General features: G+C 61.0%; 17 protein-coding genes and 1 pseudogene. 11 read left to right on the top strand and 7 right to left on the bottom strand.

What is annotated here, in order from left to right; translation table 11 throughout:
* The first annotated feature begins 22 nt into the window (after positions 1-22).
* From efp to ACE3RX_RS04225, 3 genes are all read left to right on the top strand, one after another.
* Positions 23-583 carry an elongation factor P gene (gene efp / locus ACE3RX_RS04215; RefSeq protein WP_374480639.1) on the top strand — a complete coding sequence of 187 codons (561 nt, stop codon included), beginning with the start codon at positions 23-25 and terminating at the stop codon, positions 581-583.
* 69 nt (positions 584-652) lie between these two features.
* Positions 653-1,198 carry a YaeQ family protein gene (locus ACE3RX_RS04220; protein ID WP_374480641.1) on the top strand — a complete coding sequence of 182 codons (546 nt, stop codon included), beginning with the start codon at positions 653-655 and terminating at the stop codon, positions 1,196-1,198.
* Positions 1,199-1,308: 110 nt separating this feature from the next.
* On the top strand, positions 1,309-2,025 hold the full coding sequence (locus tag ACE3RX_RS04225) for a superoxide dismutase (protein ID WP_374480643.1): 717 nt from the start codon (positions 1,309-1,311) through the stop codon (positions 2,023-2,025).
* A gap of 64 nt (positions 2,026-2,089) precedes the next feature.
* Here the strand turns inward: ACE3RX_RS04225 and ACE3RX_RS04230 are convergent, their stop codons facing one another.
* From ACE3RX_RS04230 to ACE3RX_RS04260, 7 genes are all read right to left on the bottom strand, one after another.
* The gene (locus ACE3RX_RS04230; RefSeq protein WP_374480645.1) at positions 2,090-3,547 is read right to left on the bottom strand and encodes a radical SAM protein; all 1,458 of its coding nucleotides are present in this window, start codon (positions 3,545-3,547) and stop codon (positions 2,090-2,092) included.
* Positions 3,513-4,277, bottom strand: coding sequence for a prolipoprotein diacylglyceryl transferase (locus ACE3RX_RS04235; protein ID WP_374480647.1), 765 nt, complete (start codon positions 4,275-4,277; stop codon positions 3,513-3,515). The genes ACE3RX_RS04230 and ACE3RX_RS04235 overlap by 35 nt, the downstream gene beginning before the upstream one ends.
* Positions 4,274-4,507, bottom strand: coding sequence for a hypothetical protein (locus ACE3RX_RS04240; RefSeq protein WP_374480649.1), 234 nt, complete (start codon positions 4,505-4,507; stop codon positions 4,274-4,276). Before ACE3RX_RS04240 ends, ACE3RX_RS04235 begins: the two co-directional genes overlap by 4 nt.
* 15 nt (positions 4,508-4,522) lie before the next feature.
* Positions 4,523-6,448: an MFS transporter gene (locus ACE3RX_RS04245; RefSeq protein ID WP_374480651.1), complete on the bottom strand. Its 1,926-nt coding sequence runs from the start codon at positions 6,446-6,448 to the stop codon at positions 4,523-4,525.
* A 91-nt stretch (positions 6,449-6,539) separates the two neighbouring features.
* Positions 6,540-7,307: a rhombotarget lipoprotein gene (gene rhlP / locus ACE3RX_RS04250; RefSeq protein ID WP_374480653.1), complete on the bottom strand. Its 768-nt coding sequence runs from the start codon at positions 7,305-7,307 to the stop codon at positions 6,540-6,542.
* Positions 7,308-7,332: 25 nt separating this feature from the next.
* Positions 7,333-9,471 (bottom strand): bifunctional acyl-ACP--phospholipid O-acyltransferase/long-chain-fatty-acid--ACP ligase, encoded by a 2,139-nt coding sequence (aas, locus tag ACE3RX_RS04255; protein WP_374480656.1) that lies wholly within the window; start codon positions 9,469-9,471, stop codon positions 7,333-7,335.
* 15 nt (positions 9,472-9,486) lie between these two features.
* Positions 9,487-9,798: an ArsR/SmtB family transcription factor gene (locus ACE3RX_RS04260; RefSeq protein ID WP_374480658.1), complete on the bottom strand. Its 312-nt coding sequence runs from the start codon at positions 9,796-9,798 to the stop codon at positions 9,487-9,489.
* Between the two features lie 187 nt (positions 9,799-9,985).
* Between ACE3RX_RS04260 and ACE3RX_RS04265 the strand changes: the two genes are divergently transcribed.
* From ACE3RX_RS04265 to ACE3RX_RS04300, 8 genes and pseudogenes are all read left to right on the top strand, one after another.
* Complete coding sequence (locus ACE3RX_RS04265) at positions 9,986-10,327, top strand: ATP synthase subunit I (RefSeq protein ID WP_374480660.1); 342 nt, start codon at positions 9,986-9,988, stop codon at positions 10,325-10,327.
* A 2-nt stretch (positions 10,328-10,329) separates the two neighbouring features.
* Positions 10,330-11,172: a F0F1 ATP synthase subunit A gene (atpB, locus tag ACE3RX_RS04270; protein WP_374480662.1), complete on the top strand. Its 843-nt coding sequence runs from the start codon at positions 10,330-10,332 to the stop codon at positions 11,170-11,172.
* 71 nt (positions 11,173-11,243) lie between these two features.
* Positions 11,244-11,489 carry a F0F1 ATP synthase subunit C gene (atpE, locus tag ACE3RX_RS04275; RefSeq protein WP_079434620.1) on the top strand — a complete coding sequence of 82 codons (246 nt, stop codon included), beginning with the start codon at positions 11,244-11,246 and terminating at the stop codon, positions 11,487-11,489.
* Between the two features lie 35 nt (positions 11,490-11,524).
* Complete coding sequence (locus ACE3RX_RS04280) at positions 11,525-11,998, top strand: F0F1 ATP synthase subunit B (protein ID WP_374480664.1); 474 nt, start codon at positions 11,525-11,527, stop codon at positions 11,996-11,998.
* 3 nt (positions 11,999-12,001) lie between these two features.
* Positions 12,002-12,538 carry a F0F1 ATP synthase subunit delta gene (locus ACE3RX_RS04285; protein WP_374480666.1) on the top strand — a complete coding sequence of 179 codons (537 nt, stop codon included), beginning with the start codon at positions 12,002-12,004 and terminating at the stop codon, positions 12,536-12,538.
* An 11-nt stretch (positions 12,539-12,549) separates the two neighbouring features.
* On the top strand, positions 12,550-14,088 hold the full coding sequence (gene atpA, locus ACE3RX_RS04290) for a F0F1 ATP synthase subunit alpha (protein ID WP_374480668.1): 1,539 nt from the start codon (positions 12,550-12,552) through the stop codon (positions 14,086-14,088).
* 21 nt (positions 14,089-14,109) lie between these two features.
* Positions 14,110-14,979 (top strand): F0F1 ATP synthase subunit gamma, encoded by an 870-nt coding sequence (gene atpG / locus ACE3RX_RS04295; RefSeq protein ID WP_374480670.1) that lies wholly within the window; start codon positions 14,110-14,112, stop codon positions 14,977-14,979.
* A 27-nt stretch (positions 14,980-15,006) separates the two neighbouring features.
* A pseudogene (locus ACE3RX_RS04300) lies at positions 15,007-15,478 on the top strand (F0F1 ATP synthase subunit beta); the annotation flags it as partial.

Consider the following 15,478-nt stretch of genomic DNA (forward strand, 5'->3'; position numbering starts at 1 on the left):
CAATTTGCAAGCAGGAAATAGCATGAAAACCGCAATGGAACTCCGCTCCGGCAACGTGATCATGGTGGGCAGCGACGCCCTCGTGGTGCAGAAGGCCGAGTACAACAAGTCCGGCCGTAACGCTGCCGTCGTCAAGATGAAGCTCAAGAACCTGCTCACCGGTGCGCCGTCCGAGTCGGTTTACAAGGCGGACGACAAGTTCGAAGTCGTCGTTCTCGATCGCAAGGAAGTCACTTACTCCTACTTCGCCGATCCGATGTACGTTTTCATGGACGCCGAGTACGAACAGTACGAAGTCGAAGCCGAAAACATGACCGACGCGCTGAAGTACCTGATCGACGGCATGCCCTGTGAAGTCGTGTTCTTCAACGGCAAGGCCATCTCCGTGGAACTGCCGACCAGCGTCGTGCGCGAAGTGGAATACACCGAGCCCGCCGTCAAGGGCGACACCTCCGGCAAGGTTCTGAAGCCCGCCCGTATCGCTCCCAGCGGTTTCGAGCTGTCCGTGCCCGCTTTCGTGGAAATCGGCGACAAGATCGAAATCGACACCCGTACCGACGAATACCGCAACCGCGTCAAGTAAGTCGCGGCTGGTACGGTCCGGCGAAAGGCCACCGTTAGGTGGCCTTTCGTTTTTTTCAGAACAAGCGCCATGGCCCTCAAATCCACCATTTTTCGCGCCACTTTGAATGTTTCCGACCTGGATCGTGGGCATTTCGGCGAACATGTGCTGACCCTCGCCCGTCATCCGTCCGAAACCGATGAGCGGATGATGGTGCGCGTGCTGGCTTTTGCGCTGAATGCGGACGAGCGGCTCGAATTCGGGCGTGGGATTTCCACCGATGACGAGCCAGCCCTGTGGCGTAAGGACGATACGGGACGTATTCTCGACTGGATCGAGGTCGGTCTGCCGGACGAACGCCTGTTGCGTCGAGCGGCCGGACGGGCCGATCAGGTCACTGTGCTTGCTTACGGCGGCCGTACGGTGGATATCTGGTGGCAGAAGGATGCAGCTACGCTGTCCAAGCTAACGAACCTGAATGTGCTGGCGCTGGCCCAGGAAGAATCGAAGGCGCTTGCCGGGCTGGCGGCGCGCAGCATGGAGTTGAGCTGTACGATCCAGGACGGGCAGCTATGGTTCTCGGCCGGGGAAACCACGTTGACGCTCAATCCGCGCTGTATCTATCCAGCGGCATAGGAAAGAAGCGTCGTTACGAGGATGACAAAAGCGTGCCGGAGTGCGAATAATGCGCATACCGGCCTTCAGCCTCGGGGGTCGGACAGATAAATCCCGACAGGAGAGTCCGCATGCATTCCCCACTGCTTTTCCCGTCCGAGCAGGTCACCCGTCGCCGCCAGTTTCTGGGTACTTCCCTTGGTTTGCTGGCCGCAGCTTCCCTGGGCAGTCTGGCCCGATCGGCCCAGGCCGCCAGCCCCATCGTGCTACCTGCGCTGCCCTACGCGGAAAGTGCCCTCAATCCGGTCATCAGTGCCAATACGATCGGCTTCCACTACGGCAAGCACCACAAGGCCTATGTGGATAACCTCAACAAGCTGATCGCCGGTTCCGATCTGGCCGATCTGCCCCTCGAGAAGATCATCGCCGCAGTGGCTGGCAAGGCCGACAAGACGGCGATCTTCAACAACGCAGCGCAAACCTGGAATCACACTTTCTACTGGCACAGCCTGCGTCCGAATGGCGGTGGTGAGCCACCGGCCGCGCTGAAACAGCGGATCGACGCCTCATTCGGCAGCGTGGACGCGCTGAAGAAGGAGCTTGCCACCGCGGCGACCAGCCAGTTCGGTAGCGGTTGGGCCTGGCTGGTGGCCGATGGTGACAAACTGAAGGTGGTGAAGACCGGCAATGCCGATGTGCCGCTGACCGCCGGGCTGAAGCCGCTGCTGACCATCGACGTGTGGGAACACGCGTACTACCTGGATTATCAGAACCGTCGGGCTGACTATGTGAATGCAGTGCTCGACAAACTGATCAACTGGGAATTCGCGCTCAAGAATCTGGGCTGATCCTGTCGAAAAACCCCTGCTGCAGATATTTGCGGTGCTGCCGCAGGGGCGTTGTTGTTCCGCTTCAGTCGGGTAGTGTGTTGTCCGGCTTCGCGTGCTGACGCCTCTGCTGGGTATCTGCAGTGATCTCTGCGCGGATCTGCGCCAGATTTCGGGTTCGATCGTCCCGGTAGAACAGGTTGTAGGCTTCGAACGGGATCATGCGTCCATCCGGCTGCACCATGTGCACGCAGGATTTCTTCAGTGCTCGCAGGTCCAGGTTGGCGGCATCCATGAACTGTACGATCAGTACGCGGAAGACGTTTTCGTAGCCCAGTTGGGGCGCATTGATCTTCGGCAAGCAGCACAGCAAGTCGGACAGGCAGCGCGCGCCTGATTCCGGCGAGTGATTGGTGGAAAAGAGCCGGAAGAGTTTGGCCTTGATGGCCGGATCGCGCTCGAACACGATGGTGTTGGCGGGGCCTGCGAGGAGTGCTTCCGGACCGAGGAAGCGGGTCAGCGGATGGATTTCGCCGCCCAGCTTGAGGGCGTAGCCCATGGCCAGGGTGTCCGGGTTGCAGGGAACCGGCACGATGTCGTCCAGGCTGAACAGTCCGGATTGCTCGGCGATGCGGCGACGAATTTCGCTGAGGGTCAGGCGGTGCGTGCCGGCGCTGAAGCCGTCGTTGCGGCCGGCGTCTTGTATCGGTTGCAGCGTCACACCGCGCACGCTCGGGCGGGTCAGCGCGTAGCGGATGACGTCGCCGATCTCGTCGTCATTGACGCCCTTCTTCAGCGTCATCACCAGGGTTGTGGATAAGTTGTGGCGATCGAGGGCGTCCAGGGCCTGCTCGCGGATGCGCCGCAGGTCCGCGCCACGCAAGTCCTGTAGTGCGTCCTCGCGCAGGGAGTCGAATTGTAGGTAGATCTCGAGCCCAGGCCTGTATTCGGCCAGGCGGGTGGCGAACTCCGGATCCTGGGCCAGACGGATGCCATTGGTGTTCACCATCAGGTGGCGGATCGGCCGGGCTTTGGCGGCATCGAGGATGGCGAAGAAATCCGGGTGGAGTGTCGGTTCGCCGCCTGACAGCTGCACCACGTCCGGCTCGCCCTCGTTCCGGACCACCGCATCCAGCATCGCCTCGATGACTGCCAGCGGGCGGTGGTTCAGGCGCTCGGGGCCGGAACCGGCGTAGCACACCGGGCAGTGCAGGTTGCAATGATCGGTTACTTCCAGCACGGTCAGACAGGAGTGCTGCATGTGGTCGGGGCACAGGCCGCAGTCGTAAGGACAGCCGAATTCCATGCGCGTCGAGAAGTTTTCCGGCATTTCCGGCGCCTTCACATAAACTTCACGGCCAAGCCGGTAGTAGGCCGCGTCATCCGCGACCAGCACCCGTTCAATGCCGTGGGCCGGGCACCATTTCTCCAGGAAGACCTGCTCGTCCTTGATCAGGATCTTGGCTTCGACGCGCCGTAGGCACTGGGAACATACCGAAGTGGTGGTGTCATGGAACAGGTAGGGACGGTTCTTGCGCGACATGGAGGCGACGCCACTGGCGGAGAGTGAGGGGAAGATAAGCGGCGAGCGCCAGTGCGCAGACCCACTGGATGCCGGACAGTCCGCCTGGCCATGGGAAAGGGACGGGCTTGAGCGCGTCGATTCCCAGCCGCCACGCCAGATAGGCGGACAGCATCATTTTGAAGCGCAATCCGCTGGAGGCCGCCAAAAATGGAGTGGTCTTGTGCAGAAGCAGCGCGAGCATGCCGGCAAACGCTATTTCGTATAGCTGCGTCGGGTGGCGTGGAATGCCGTCGCCGAAGTCGATCGCCCACGGTAGGGACGTTGGCACACCGTAAGTGCCGTCATTAAGACCGGCGAGAAAGCAGCCGATCCGGCCGATTGCCAGCCCAAGCAGGATTGGCATCACATAGGCGTCGCCGGTGGAGCTCCGGATTCCGGCCAGTTTCTTCGCGATTTCTGTGCCGATCAGGCCACCGAGCAGCCCACCAACCATCGATTGCCCGGCTAGCAGTAGGCGCCAACCGTCAGCTTCACGCAGCCAATGGGGCATTTCAGCCCAGAAAACCAGCTTGTTGCCTATCGCGGCGCCGAGCAGGCAGCCGCACAAGATCAAGAAGCGGGGCCCATGCAACGCATTGCCGGTCGTCAGTCGCCGCTGGGAGCGGAGGAACAACTGGCTGCCGGCGGCCAGGCCCAGAGCCTCGAAGACCGCGTGGACGGCATGCGCGGTCGCCGGATCGTGGATCATGGGGCGGGATCGGTCGGGGGGGCGTCGTCCTTGTCTTCCGGGTCGTCTGTGCCGAGGAGGGATTTACCGATCAGCCAGGCCGGCCAGCCGAAGAGAAGGATGGACACCACGCCTATGCCGGCCATCGCCGGCTCACTGGTGCCAAGGACGACACACACGCCGCCGGCAAAGACGGACAGCAGCAGGATGATCAGGACTGAGATCTTGATCAGCGTGATGACAATCTTCACCGGACACCCATCCTTTCATTTCCAGTCGCCGCGGAGTTGCGCAACGACGGTTTGCAGACTGGAGACATTCGCCGCAACCGCTGGCAAAGGAGCGCCGGCGATCAACTCGATGCGGCTGAACAGACCCCGGCGCAGCGGACGAGGCAGTGCCGTTCCGTCCTTACGGGAGAACATGCTACCCCACAGACCGCGCAGTGCCAGCGGGACAACGGGGACTGGATTGGCTTCAAGGATACGGTTGACGCCCGGGCGGAATGGGGACAGCTCGCCATCGGCGGTGATCTTTCCCTCCGGGAAAAGACATACCAACTCGCCGTCGGCCAGTGCCCGGGATACTTCGGCGTAGGCGGTCTCGAGCATGGCCGGGTCTTCCTTCGCCGGGGCGATGGGAATGGCACGACCGTGCCGGAAAACGAAAGACAGCAGCGGCCAGCGGAAGATGCGGTGATCCATGACGAAACGGATCGGGCGGCGGCAGGCTGCGGCGATGATCAGCGCGTCCACGTAGCTGACGTGATTGCAGACGATCAGCGCCGGACCTTCCTCGGGAATCCGTTCGATACCATCGGTGCGCAGGCGGTAAACCGTGTGTACCAGCAGCCAGACGACGAAGCGCAGCAGGAATTCGGGGACCAGTTTGTAGATGTAGATCGCCACGGCGGCATTCATCAGCGCGGCGACGCCGAACAGTGTCGGGATGGACAGGCCCGCGCTGAGCAGGCTGCCGGCGCCCAGCGCCCCGGCCACCATGAACAGGGCGTTGACGATGTTGTTGGCGGCGATGACCCGCGCCCGCTGTGCGGGTGCCGAGCGGGTCTGCATCATCGCGTAAAGGGGCACGATGAAGAAGCCGCCGAAGACGCCGAGCATCGTCAGGGCCAGCAGTACGTGGAGGGTTCCCGGCTGGCTCAGGACTGCGCTGACCGGCAGTGGTGCGCTGGTGGGCAAGACGGAGGGCGATGCCAAGGCCAGATCGAGACCGAAGAGTGTCAGGCCGATGGACCCGAAAGGTACTAGGCCGATTTCCACGTGGCCGCCGGACAGTTTTTCGCACAGCAGGGAGCCCAGGCCGATGCCTACAGTGAAGGTGGCGAGCAGCAGCGTGACGGTCCCTTCGCCGCCGCCGAGAATGGATTTGGCGTAGGCGGGAAACTGGGCGAGAAACAGCGCGCCGTACAGCCAGAACCAGGAAATCCCCATGATTGCCAGGAAAACCGTGCGGTTCTGCCGGGCGAAACCGATGTTGCGCCAGGTTTCGGTGAGTGGATTGGGATTGACGCGCAGTTCCGGATCGGGCGCCGGTGCGGGCGGAACGCCGCGACTGGTCAGGTAGCCGGCGATGGCAACCACCAGCCCGCCACCGGCGATCCACAGTTCGCCGTGCTCGGCGGAAGCCAGCAGGCCGCCGATCAGGGTACCGACTAGGATCGCCACGAAAGTGCCAGCTTCCACCAGCGCATTGCCGCCGACCAGCTCATCCTCGCGCAGGTGCTGGGGTAGCAGGGCGTATTTGACTGGCCCGAACAGGGTCGAGTGGCAGCCGAGCAGGAACAACGCACCGAACAGGACAGGCAGGCTATGCAGCAGGAAACCTGTCAGCGCGACCAGCATGATCGCGATTTCCAGCACCTTGACCAGCCGGGTGAGATAGGCCTTGTCGTATTTGTCGGCCAGTTGGCCGGCACTGGCCGAGAACAGGAAGAACGGCAGGATGAAGATGCCGGCAGCCAGGTTGGCCAGCAGCGCCGGCGCGATGCTCGTCCAGTTGGCGGCCTGGAAGGTCAACAGCACGACGAGGGCGTTCTTGAACAGGTTGTCGTTGAAGGCGCCGAGGAACTGGGTCAGGAAGAAGGGGAGAAAACGTTTCTCCTTCAGCAGGGCGAACTGGGAGTGCGGTTGGCTGATGCTTTGGGACGAGGGACGATCCGGCTGTGAGCTCATGCGTGGGTCCGATCGGGGAATGAGGATAGTTCGACGCGTCCGGCCCCGCGATGGCGGGTACCGGTGAGGAATGATGAAGCCGCGTGGCCTGTCACGGCTTTGCGGCTTCGGCCGACTCCGCGGAACCGGCTCTGACGATCCGGGCGGCCTTTTCTTCGCGGATGCGGGTCCGGAAATTCTCGAGCTGGGCATCGAGGCGGGGCAGCAGGTCTTCCACTGCAAGGCGGAAACCTTCGGCCCTTGCCTGGCGGGCGTCCTCGGACAGGATCACCCGCGGCGCGGTGCCCTTGACCTGGCTGGTGCCGGGGGCCCGGAACAGCAGGCTCCGGCTGGAGACATCGAAAACTGAGGCATCTACCAGGGTATTGACGTCGTACTGATTGCCGTTGATCAGGTAGGAGCCGACGATGGTCCAGTACAACAGCGAGAGGCGGTTGGTGTCGGTGAATTGGACCTGGTCATAGGACAGCAGCACCACCACGTCCACGTTGAACATCCGGGCGGCCTGTTCCAGATTGCCAAAACCGCCGCGGGAACGCAGGTAGTTGGATGGAATGGTCTCGATCTTGGCGATGTAGGGGCGGTTGGCGAAGGCCGCCTTGACCCGGTCGATGAGCTGGTTGCGGTCGCCTTCGCCGAGGTTGGAGTAATTGTCGCCCGGCACAAAGGCGATGCCGACCCATAGTGGTAGATGCAGTTCGGGCAGGCTCGGCTTGAGGGCCGGCTTGTCGCCCTGGGGATACAGGTATTCGACGACCGATCCGCGTTCGGCCGTGCGGTGCTGGTTGTTGAACCAGGATGCACAGCCGGCAAGCGCGGCGGACGACAGCATGATCGCAATCCAACGGACAGGTTTCATCGGCGGACTCCTTCAAGCGTTTTGATCAGGCCTGTTCGGCCCATTGTTTCAGGGTGACGTAGTCGATCTTGCCGGTGCCCAGCAGTGGCAGCGCTTCCACTGCGATGATCTGGCGTGGCACGGCGATCTCAGGCCAGCCGCTCTCGCGTGCGGCGGTCTGCAGGTGTTCCCGGGTCAGGCTCCTGTCCGTGGTGTACAGCAGGATGGTTTCGCCGCGGGCTGCGTCAGGGCGGGTTGAGGCTGCATGCTGGGCAGTGGGGGAGCTGCTATTGGCCAGTTTCTCGACGACTTCCAGCGACACCATTTCGCCGGCGACCTTGGCAAAACGCTTGATGCGCCCGACGATCTTCACAAAGCCATCCGTGTCGATATCCACCACGTCACCGGTCTCGTACCAGCCGTCGCCCGCTGCCGATGCCGGAGCCTGCAGCACGCCAGGTGCTTCGACGCGCAAGTAGCCGGACATCAGGTTCGGGCATTTCACGTGCAACATGCCGCCACCCGGAATACCGGGGACCTCCACCAGCTTGTGCTGGACGCCGGGCAGGAACTGGCCGACGGTGCCACTGCGGAAGGCCATCGGCGTATTGACCGCCAGCACAGGGGCGGTTTCGGTCGCACCGTAGCCTTCGAAGATGCGGATGCCGAACTTCTCGAACCACAGGTCGCGCACCGGTGTCGCCAGCTTTTCGGCACCGGCGATGACGTAGCGCAGGCGATAGAAATCGTAGGGGTGGGCGAACTTGGCGTAATTGCCAAGGAAGGTGCTGGTGCCCAGCAGCACGGTGCAGTTGCGGTCGTAGGCCAGTTCCGGAATCACCCGGTAGTGCAGTGGTGACGGATAGAGGAAGACCTTCGCGCCGCTCAACACCGGCAGCAGCGCGCCAGCGGTGAGACCAAAGGAGTGGAACAGCGGCAGCGCATTGAGGATCTTGTCGTCGATCGACAGATCGACGACCGCGCGGATCTGCGCGACATTGGCCAGCAGGGCCCGGTGGGACAGCACGACGCCCTTCGGCTTGCCCTCCGAACCGGACGTGAACAACACCACTGCGGGATCCTCCGGCGATCCTGCAGGCAAGGCCGTGCGCGGGAAACGCAGCGCCCACAGCACCAGCCACAGCTTGTCGCCAAGGCTGATCGTCTCGCGCAGGTCCTCGAGGTAGATCATCCGTACGTCGCGCAGCGCGGCCAGCTTGTCCCCCAGCTTGGCCTGCTCGATGAAGGTGCGGGAAGTTACGATGGTGCGGATCTGCGCCGCGGTGCAGGCGGTCTGCATGCCTTCCGTGCCGGCCGTGTAGTTGAGCATCGCGGCAACCCGGCGGTGGGCGGTCAGACCGAAGATCAGGCTGAGGGTGGCGGTAAGGTTGGGCAGCAGCAGGCCGACTGCTTCACTCTGCCGACTCTCCCGTGCCACCAGGCGGCCAAGGGCGAGGGCCATCTTGATCAGGTCGCCGTAGCTGTATTCGATCTGCTTCAGGTCTTCGAGCAGACGGTGCTTACTTCCCTGGATGTCGGCCGCATCGAGGAGCGTCTCGAAAAGGGTCTGGTCGGGGCGGGTCGCGAAGATCAGTTCCTGCATCAGCTGACGCATAGCTTCGCCGGCCTTGCGCCGCCGTATGCGGGCAGTCGCGCCGTCGGGCATCGGCAGGTGGGTTGTCGGCTGGATGTTCAGCATGATTCGCGGAAACAACCGGCGCGGCACATGGGACGCGAGGCGCGAGAAATAGGTGCGGGAGGCGCCATCTATGCGGACCGGCAGGATCGTCGCGCCGGTCTTGGCTGCGACGAAGGCCGGACCATCGTAGGTCTTCATCAGACTGCCGGTCGTCGTGATGCGCCCTTCCGGGAAGATCACCACCGGACGCCCGCTCTCGATCAAGCGAATGACCTTCTTCATCGCCATCGGGCTGGTCGGGTCCACCGCGAGATAGTCCACCAGCGACAACGCCAGACGGAAGAACGGATTCTGCGCAATGCCGGTGTGCACGACGAATACGGGATTGAAGGGCAGAAACAGGCCGAGCAGCAGGCCGTCGAGGAAAGACTCATGGTTGGCGATGATCAGCAGGCGTTCATGTCGCTCTGCCGGAGTGCCGATGAGGCGGACGCGGAACAGCAACGCCGCAAGACTGCGAAGGATGGCCTTGATGAACGATCGCATGGTGGTGGGAATGGCTCAGAGGTTGGTGGAGAGGTAGTCCAGCACGGTGCCGAGGGTGTCCTGCAGATATGCCTTATTCACATGGAAGTAGATTTCCTTGCCCTCCCGCTCGGCGATCAGTACCCCGGATTCCCGCAGGACCTTCAGATGGTGGGATACCGTCGAGCGCGCCAAGGTGGACACTTCGGCGATCTGGCCGACGTTGAGGCGTTCGCCGGGCTCGAAAGTCAGCAGGATGCGCTGCCGGTGTTCGTCACCCAGTGCGGTGAATACGGCGGATATTTCACGCCACTCTTCAGGGATGGCGCGGGAGTAGTTGTTTTTCATATCGATAATGATCGATATGTTTTTGGAATTTGTCAATGAATGGAGTGATGAAAAACGAAATTCGTGAAACAGGTCAAATGGATGCTGCGCCGCCGCGAGGATTGACTTGGCTGCGGTTAACCCCTATCATCCGCATGTTTTTCGTACGGCGGACGGCGCAACACCCGACGTGCCACGCAGAGAGCCAATGTTAAAAGCGGTATTCCTGCAGATAGGCGCGACGATTCTGGCGACATTGATCGCTGGAGCATTTTCAGGGGTGCGCGGTGCGTTGTCGGCGGCGTTGGGAGGCGCAGCCTGTGTTCTTCCCAATTTGTTTTTCGCCCTGCGTCTGCACGCGGTTTCTAAGCGTCCAGCAGCGTCGTACCCGCTTGCGTTTTTTGTTGGCGAGTTCTTTAAGATCGCGTCAACCGTAGGATTGTTGGCGACCGTTCGACTCGTGTATCCAGACGTCCATTGGTTGGCGTTGTTTCTCGGGTTGGTCGTGGCGCTGAAGGCGAATTTATTTGCATTTTTGGTGAAGACCTGACCATGAGCACTGGCCACGAAGCACATGCCCCGTCCGCGGGTGAATACATCGTCCACCACTTGACCCACTTCAATTCGACTGGTCACGCCCAGAGCGCGATCATCGACTGGAGCGTGTGGAACGTCGATACCCTGTTTTTCTCCATCGGTCTTGGCATCGTCACGCTGCTGATCCTGATCAAGGCCGCTTCCGGCGCCACCTCCGGCGTTCCCGGTCGTTTCCAGGCCGCTATCGAAATCCTCGTCGAGATGGTTGCCGACCAGGCCAAGGGTATCGTGCATAGCGCCGAATCCCGCAAGTTCGTTGCTCCCGTTGCCCTGACCGTGTTCTTCTGGATCTTCCTGATGAACTCGATGGACTTCCTGCCGGTTGATCTGCTGCCCAAGATCTGGGCGCTGATTTCCGGTGATGAGCATGCCTTCCTGCGTGTCGTTCCGACTGCCGACCTGAATGGCACCCTTGGTATGTCCATCGGCGTGCTGCTTATCTGCCTGTACTACAACATCAAGATCAAGGGTTTTGGCGGCTGGGTACATGAGCTCTTCACTGCGCCTTTCGGTTCCCACCCGCTGCTGTATCCGATCAATTTCCTGATGCAGATGATCGAATTCCTGGCCAAGACCGTTTCCCACGGCATGCGACTGTTCGGCAACATGTACGCCGGTGAGTTGGTCTTCATGCTGATCGCGCTGATGGGCGGTACCGCTACCGTCTTCGGTTTCCTCGGCCATGTGGTCGCCGGTTCCATCTGGGCCGTCTTCCATATCCTGATCGTTGCCCTGCAGGCTTTCATCTTCATGATGCTGACCCTGGTGTATATCGGCCAGGCCCACGAAAGCCACTAAGCAGTCCCGGTTTCAAGTTTCAATTTGCAGTTTTAGTTTCAATTTAAATCATCTCAACTAAAGGAGTCGTCATGGAACACGTTCTTGGTTTTGTTGCTCTGGCCGCTGGTCTGATCATTGGTCTGGGTGCTATCGGTGCCTGTATCGGTATCGGCATCATGGGTAGCAAGTACCTCGAAGCATCCGCCCGTCAGCCCGAACTGATGAACGCTCTGCAGACCAAGATGTTCCTGCTGGCCGGTCTGATCGACGCTGCGTTCCTGATCGGCGTCGGTATCGCCATGATGTTTGCGTTCGCCAACCCGTTCAAGATCTAAGTTTCGCGGTTCAACCTGACTAAAGGAAGATTACCGTGAATTTGAACGCAACCCTGGTAGCCCAGCTCGTTGTGTTCTTCATTCTGGCGTGGGTCACGATGAAGTTCGTGTGGCCCCCCATTGTGAAGGCACTCGATGAGCGCGCGAAGAAGATCGCCGACGGGCTGGCGGCTGCGGACAAGGCGAAGAGCGATCTCGCTCATGCCGAGAAGAAAGTCGTTGAAGAGCTGCGCAAGGCCCGCGAGTCCGCTACGGACGTCCGTGCCTCTGCTGAAAAGCAGGCTGCTTCCTTCCTCGATGAAGCTCGCGCCGAAGCCGCCCGTATCATTGCCCAGGCTCGTGAAGCCGCCGAAGCCGAAGCCGGTGTCGCTGCTCAACGCGCCAAGGAAGCCCTGCGTGATCAGGTCGCCCAACTCGCCGTCGCTGGCGCCGAGAAGATTCTCCGCAAGGAAATCAACGCTCAGGCCCACGCCGATCTGCTGGCCAACCTGAAACAGGAACTTCAATAAGCCATGGCCGAGAACGTCACCATCGCACGCCCCTATGCTGAAGCGGCATTTCAGCTCGCTTCCGCGGGCAACGCGCTGGGGCCTTGGTCGGAAGCACTTGATCGTCTGGCTACCGTAGCCAGCGATGCGCAAATGCGGGATTGCATCGCCGATCCCAAGCTCCTGCCGGAACAACTGGCAGGGCTTTTCCTCGATGTCGCCGGCGCCGGACTGTCTGCCGAACAGCAGAACTACGTCCGCGTCCTGGTTGAGAACGAGCGTCTGCAAGTGCTTCCCGAGATCCGTGACCTGTTCGTTGAACTCAAGAACGAACACGAAGGTGTCAAGGAGGCGAACATTACCTCCGCCTTCCCGATGGACGATGCCACGCTGAACGCACTGGTTGCCGACCTTGAAGCCCGCTTCAAGGCCAAGCTCAATGTGACCGTCAGCGTCGACCCCGAATTGATTGGTGGGGTAAAGATCGCCGTTGGGGATGAAGTCATCGACGCCTCGGTCCGCGGCAAGCTCGCGAACATGGCCGCCGCGCTAAAGAACTAGGAGCATAAGCAATGCAACTCAACCCCTCTGAAATCAGTGACCTGATCAAGAGTCGGATTCAGAACCTGCAGCTGTCCGCGAATGCCCGCACCGAGGGTACCGTGGTTTCAGTGACCGACGGTATCTGCCGTATCCACGGCCTCTCCGATGCCATGCAGGGCGAAATGCTGGAATTCCCCGGCAACGTTTTCGGCCTCGCCATGAACCTCGAGCGCGACTCCGTCGGCGCCGTGGTGCTGGGTGAGTACGAAGGCATTTCCGAAGGCGACACCGTCAAGTGCACCGGTCGCATTCTGGAAGTTCCCGTTGGTCCCGAACTGGTTGGCCGCGTGGTCAACTCCCTGGGCCAGCCGATCGACGGCAAGGGCCCGATCAACGCTAAGGTCACCGAGCCGATCGAAAAGGTTGCTCCGGGCGTGATCTGGCGTAAGTCGGTTTCCCAGCCGGTGCAAACCGGTCTGAAGTCCGTCGATTCCATGGTTCCCGTCGGTCGTGGTCAGCGTGAGCTGATCATCGGCGACCGTCAGACCGGTAAGACTGCCGTTGCGGTTGATGCGATCATCAACCAAAAGGGCGAAAACATGATTTGTATCTACGTTGCGGTCGGTCAGAAGGCTTCGACCATCGCCAACGTGGTTCGCAAGCTGGAAGAAAACGGCGCTCTGGAATACACGATCGTCGTTGCCGCTACCGCTTCCGAGTCCGCCGCGATGCAATACATCGCTCCGTACTCCGGCTGCACCATGGGCGAATACTTCCGCGATCGCGGTCAAGATGCCCTGATCGTTTATGACGATCTGACCAAGCAGGCTTGGGCCTACCGTCAGGTGTCCCTGCTGCTGCGTCGTCCTCCCGGCCGTGAAGCCTACCCCGGCGACGTGTTCTACCTGCACTCCCGTCTGCTCGAGCGCGCTGCTCGTGTGTCCGAGGAGTACGTCGAGCAATACACGAAGGGTGAAGTCAAGGGCAAGACCGGTTCTCTGACCGCTCTCCCCGTGATCGAAACCCAGGCCGGCGACGTTTCCGCGTTCGTTCCGACCAACGTGATCTCGATTACCGACGGCCAGATCTTCCTGGAAACCGACCTCTTCAACGCTGGTATCCGTCCCGCTATCAACGCGGGTATCTCGGTGTCCCGCGTCGGTGGCGCTGCCCAGACCAAGATCATCAAGAAGCTCGGCGGCGGTGTGCGTCTGGCCCTTGCCCAGTACCGTGAGCTGGCTGCGTTCGCGCAGTTCGCTTCCGATCTGGACGAAGCCACCCGCAAGCAGCTCGAGCGCGGTCGCTTGGTTACGGAACTGATGAAGCAGCAGCAATACGCCCCGCTGTCGGTTTCCGAAATGGCGATCACTCTGTTCGCGGTCGACAAGGGTGCTTTCGACGATGTCGAAGTCAAGCGCGCTCTGGCCTGCGAAGCCGCAATGCACCAGTACGTTAAGACCAAGGCCGCCGATCTGGTTGCCAAGATCGAAGCGACCAAGGACCTCGACGCCGAAGGCAACAAGCAACTCGCCGCCGTCATCGAAGAGTTCAAGAAGAGCTGGGCTTAACGCGGGCATACGGAGAGCAATATGGCTAGCGGCAAAGAGATCCGTAACAAGATCAAGAGTGTCCAGAACACTAAAAAGATCACCAAGGCCATGGAGATGGTCGCAGCGTCCAAGATGCGTAAAGCTCAGGACCGCATGCGTGCAGCCCGTCCCTACGCCGAGAAGATCCGCCGTCTCGCCGCGAATCTGTCTGCAGCCAACATCACCGACTACAAGCATCCGTTCCTCGTCAAAAAGGACAATGCCAAGCGTGTGGGGCTGATCGTCGTCACGACCGACAAGGGTCTGTGCGGCGGCCTCAACACCAACACTCTGCGTGTCGGGTTGAATGCGCTCAAAAATTGGGAAAGCACGGGTGTCTCCGACATCCGCGTGACCGCCATCGGCAACAAGGGGCTGGGTTTCATGCAGCGCCTTGGTGCCAAGGTGGTTTCGCACGTCACCCAGCTCGGGGATACCCCCCACCTGGAAAAGCTGATCGGGCCCGTCAAGGTCATGATCGATGCCTTCCAGAATGGCGAGCTGGACGAGGTGCACATTGTTTACTCCCGCTTCATCAATACGATGAAGCAGGAACCCCAGCTTGAGCAGCTTCTCCCGCTGACCGGCGAGCGTCTCGGTACCCCGGAAGGGACCTGGGACTACCTCTACGAGCCGGACGCGCAGGTGGTGATCGACGAACTCCTGGTGCGCTATGTCGAAGCGCTGGTGTACCAGGCTGTCGCCGAGAACATGGCGTCCGAACAGAGTGCCCGGATGGTGGCGATGAAGGCAGCCTCCGACAACGCAGGGAACGTGATTGGCGAACTGCAACTGGTCTACAACAAGACCCGTCAGGCAGCGATCACCAAGGAACTGTCGGAAATTGTCGGCGGCGCAGCCGCGGTGTAACGGTTTAACAAGTTTGGGGAAACGACGATGAGTCAAGGAACGATCGTTCAATGCATCGGCGCCGTGGTGGATGTGCAGTTCCCGCGCGACGCGATGCCCAAGATTTACGACGCCCTCGAGTTGGCAGGTTCTGAACTGGTTCTCGAAGTTCAGCAGCAGCTCGGCGACGGCGTTGTGCGTACCATTGCGCTGGGGTCTTCGGACGGCCTGCGTCGTGGCATGCAAGTTTCGAACACTGGCAAGGGTATCGCTGTGCCGGTCGGCCACGGCACCCTGGGCCGCATCATGGACGTGCTGGGTCGCCCGATCGACGAAGCTGGTCCGATCGAATGCGACGAGCGCCGTGTTATTCACCAGAAGGCTCCGAAGTTCGACGAGCTCTCTCCCTCCGTCGATCTGCTCGAAACCGGCATCAAGGTTATCGATCTGATCTGCCCGTTCGCTAAGGGCGGTAAGGTGGGCCTGTTCGGTGGTGCCGGTGTGGGCAAGACCGTGAACA

This window comes from Zoogloea sp. (genome assembly GCF_041914405.1).
GTDB lineage: Bacteria > Pseudomonadota > Gammaproteobacteria > Burkholderiales > Rhodocyclaceae > Zoogloea.

Coding starts and splice junctions, on each gene's coding strand:
- efp (WP_374480639.1), top strand. CDS start 23: ATGAAAACCGCAATGGAACTCCGCTCCGGCAACGTGATCATGGTGGGC.
- ACE3RX_RS04220 (WP_374480641.1), top strand. CDS start 653: ATGGCCCTCAAATCCACCATTTTTCGCGCCACTTTGAATGTTTCCGAC.
- ACE3RX_RS04225 (WP_374480643.1), top strand. CDS start 1,309: ATGCATTCCCCACTGCTTTTCCCGTCCGAGCAGGTCACCCGTCGCCGC.
- ACE3RX_RS04230 (WP_374480645.1), bottom strand. CDS start 3,547: ATGTCGCGCAAGAACCGTCCCTACCTGTTCCATGACACCACCACTTCG.
- ACE3RX_RS04235 (WP_374480647.1), bottom strand. CDS start 4,277: ATGATCCACGATCCGGCGACCGCGCATGCCGTCCACGCGGTCTTCGAG.
- ACE3RX_RS04245 (WP_374480651.1), bottom strand. CDS start 6,448: ATGAGCTCACAGCCGGATCGTCCCTCGTCCCAAAGCATCAGCCAACCG.
- rhlP (WP_374480653.1), bottom strand. CDS start 7,307: ATGAAACCTGTCCGTTGGATTGCGATCATGCTGTCGTCCGCCGCGCTT.
- aas (WP_374480656.1), bottom strand. CDS start 9,471: ATGCGATCGTTCATCAAGGCCATCCTTCGCAGTCTTGCGGCGTTGCTG.
- ACE3RX_RS04260 (WP_374480658.1), bottom strand. CDS start 9,798: ATGAAAAACAACTACTCCCGCGCCATCCCTGAAGAGTGGCGTGAAATA.
- ACE3RX_RS04265 (WP_374480660.1), top strand. CDS start 9,986: ATGTTAAAAGCGGTATTCCTGCAGATAGGCGCGACGATTCTGGCGACA.
- atpB (WP_374480662.1), top strand. CDS start 10,330: ATGAGCACTGGCCACGAAGCACATGCCCCGTCCGCGGGTGAATACATC.
- atpE (WP_079434620.1), top strand. CDS start 11,244: ATGGAACACGTTCTTGGTTTTGTTGCTCTGGCCGCTGGTCTGATCATT.
- ACE3RX_RS04285 (WP_374480666.1), top strand. CDS start 12,002: ATGGCCGAGAACGTCACCATCGCACGCCCCTATGCTGAAGCGGCATTT.
- atpA (WP_374480668.1), top strand. CDS start 12,550: ATGCAACTCAACCCCTCTGAAATCAGTGACCTGATCAAGAGTCGGATT.
- atpG (WP_374480670.1), top strand. CDS start 14,110: ATGGCTAGCGGCAAAGAGATCCGTAACAAGATCAAGAGTGTCCAGAAC.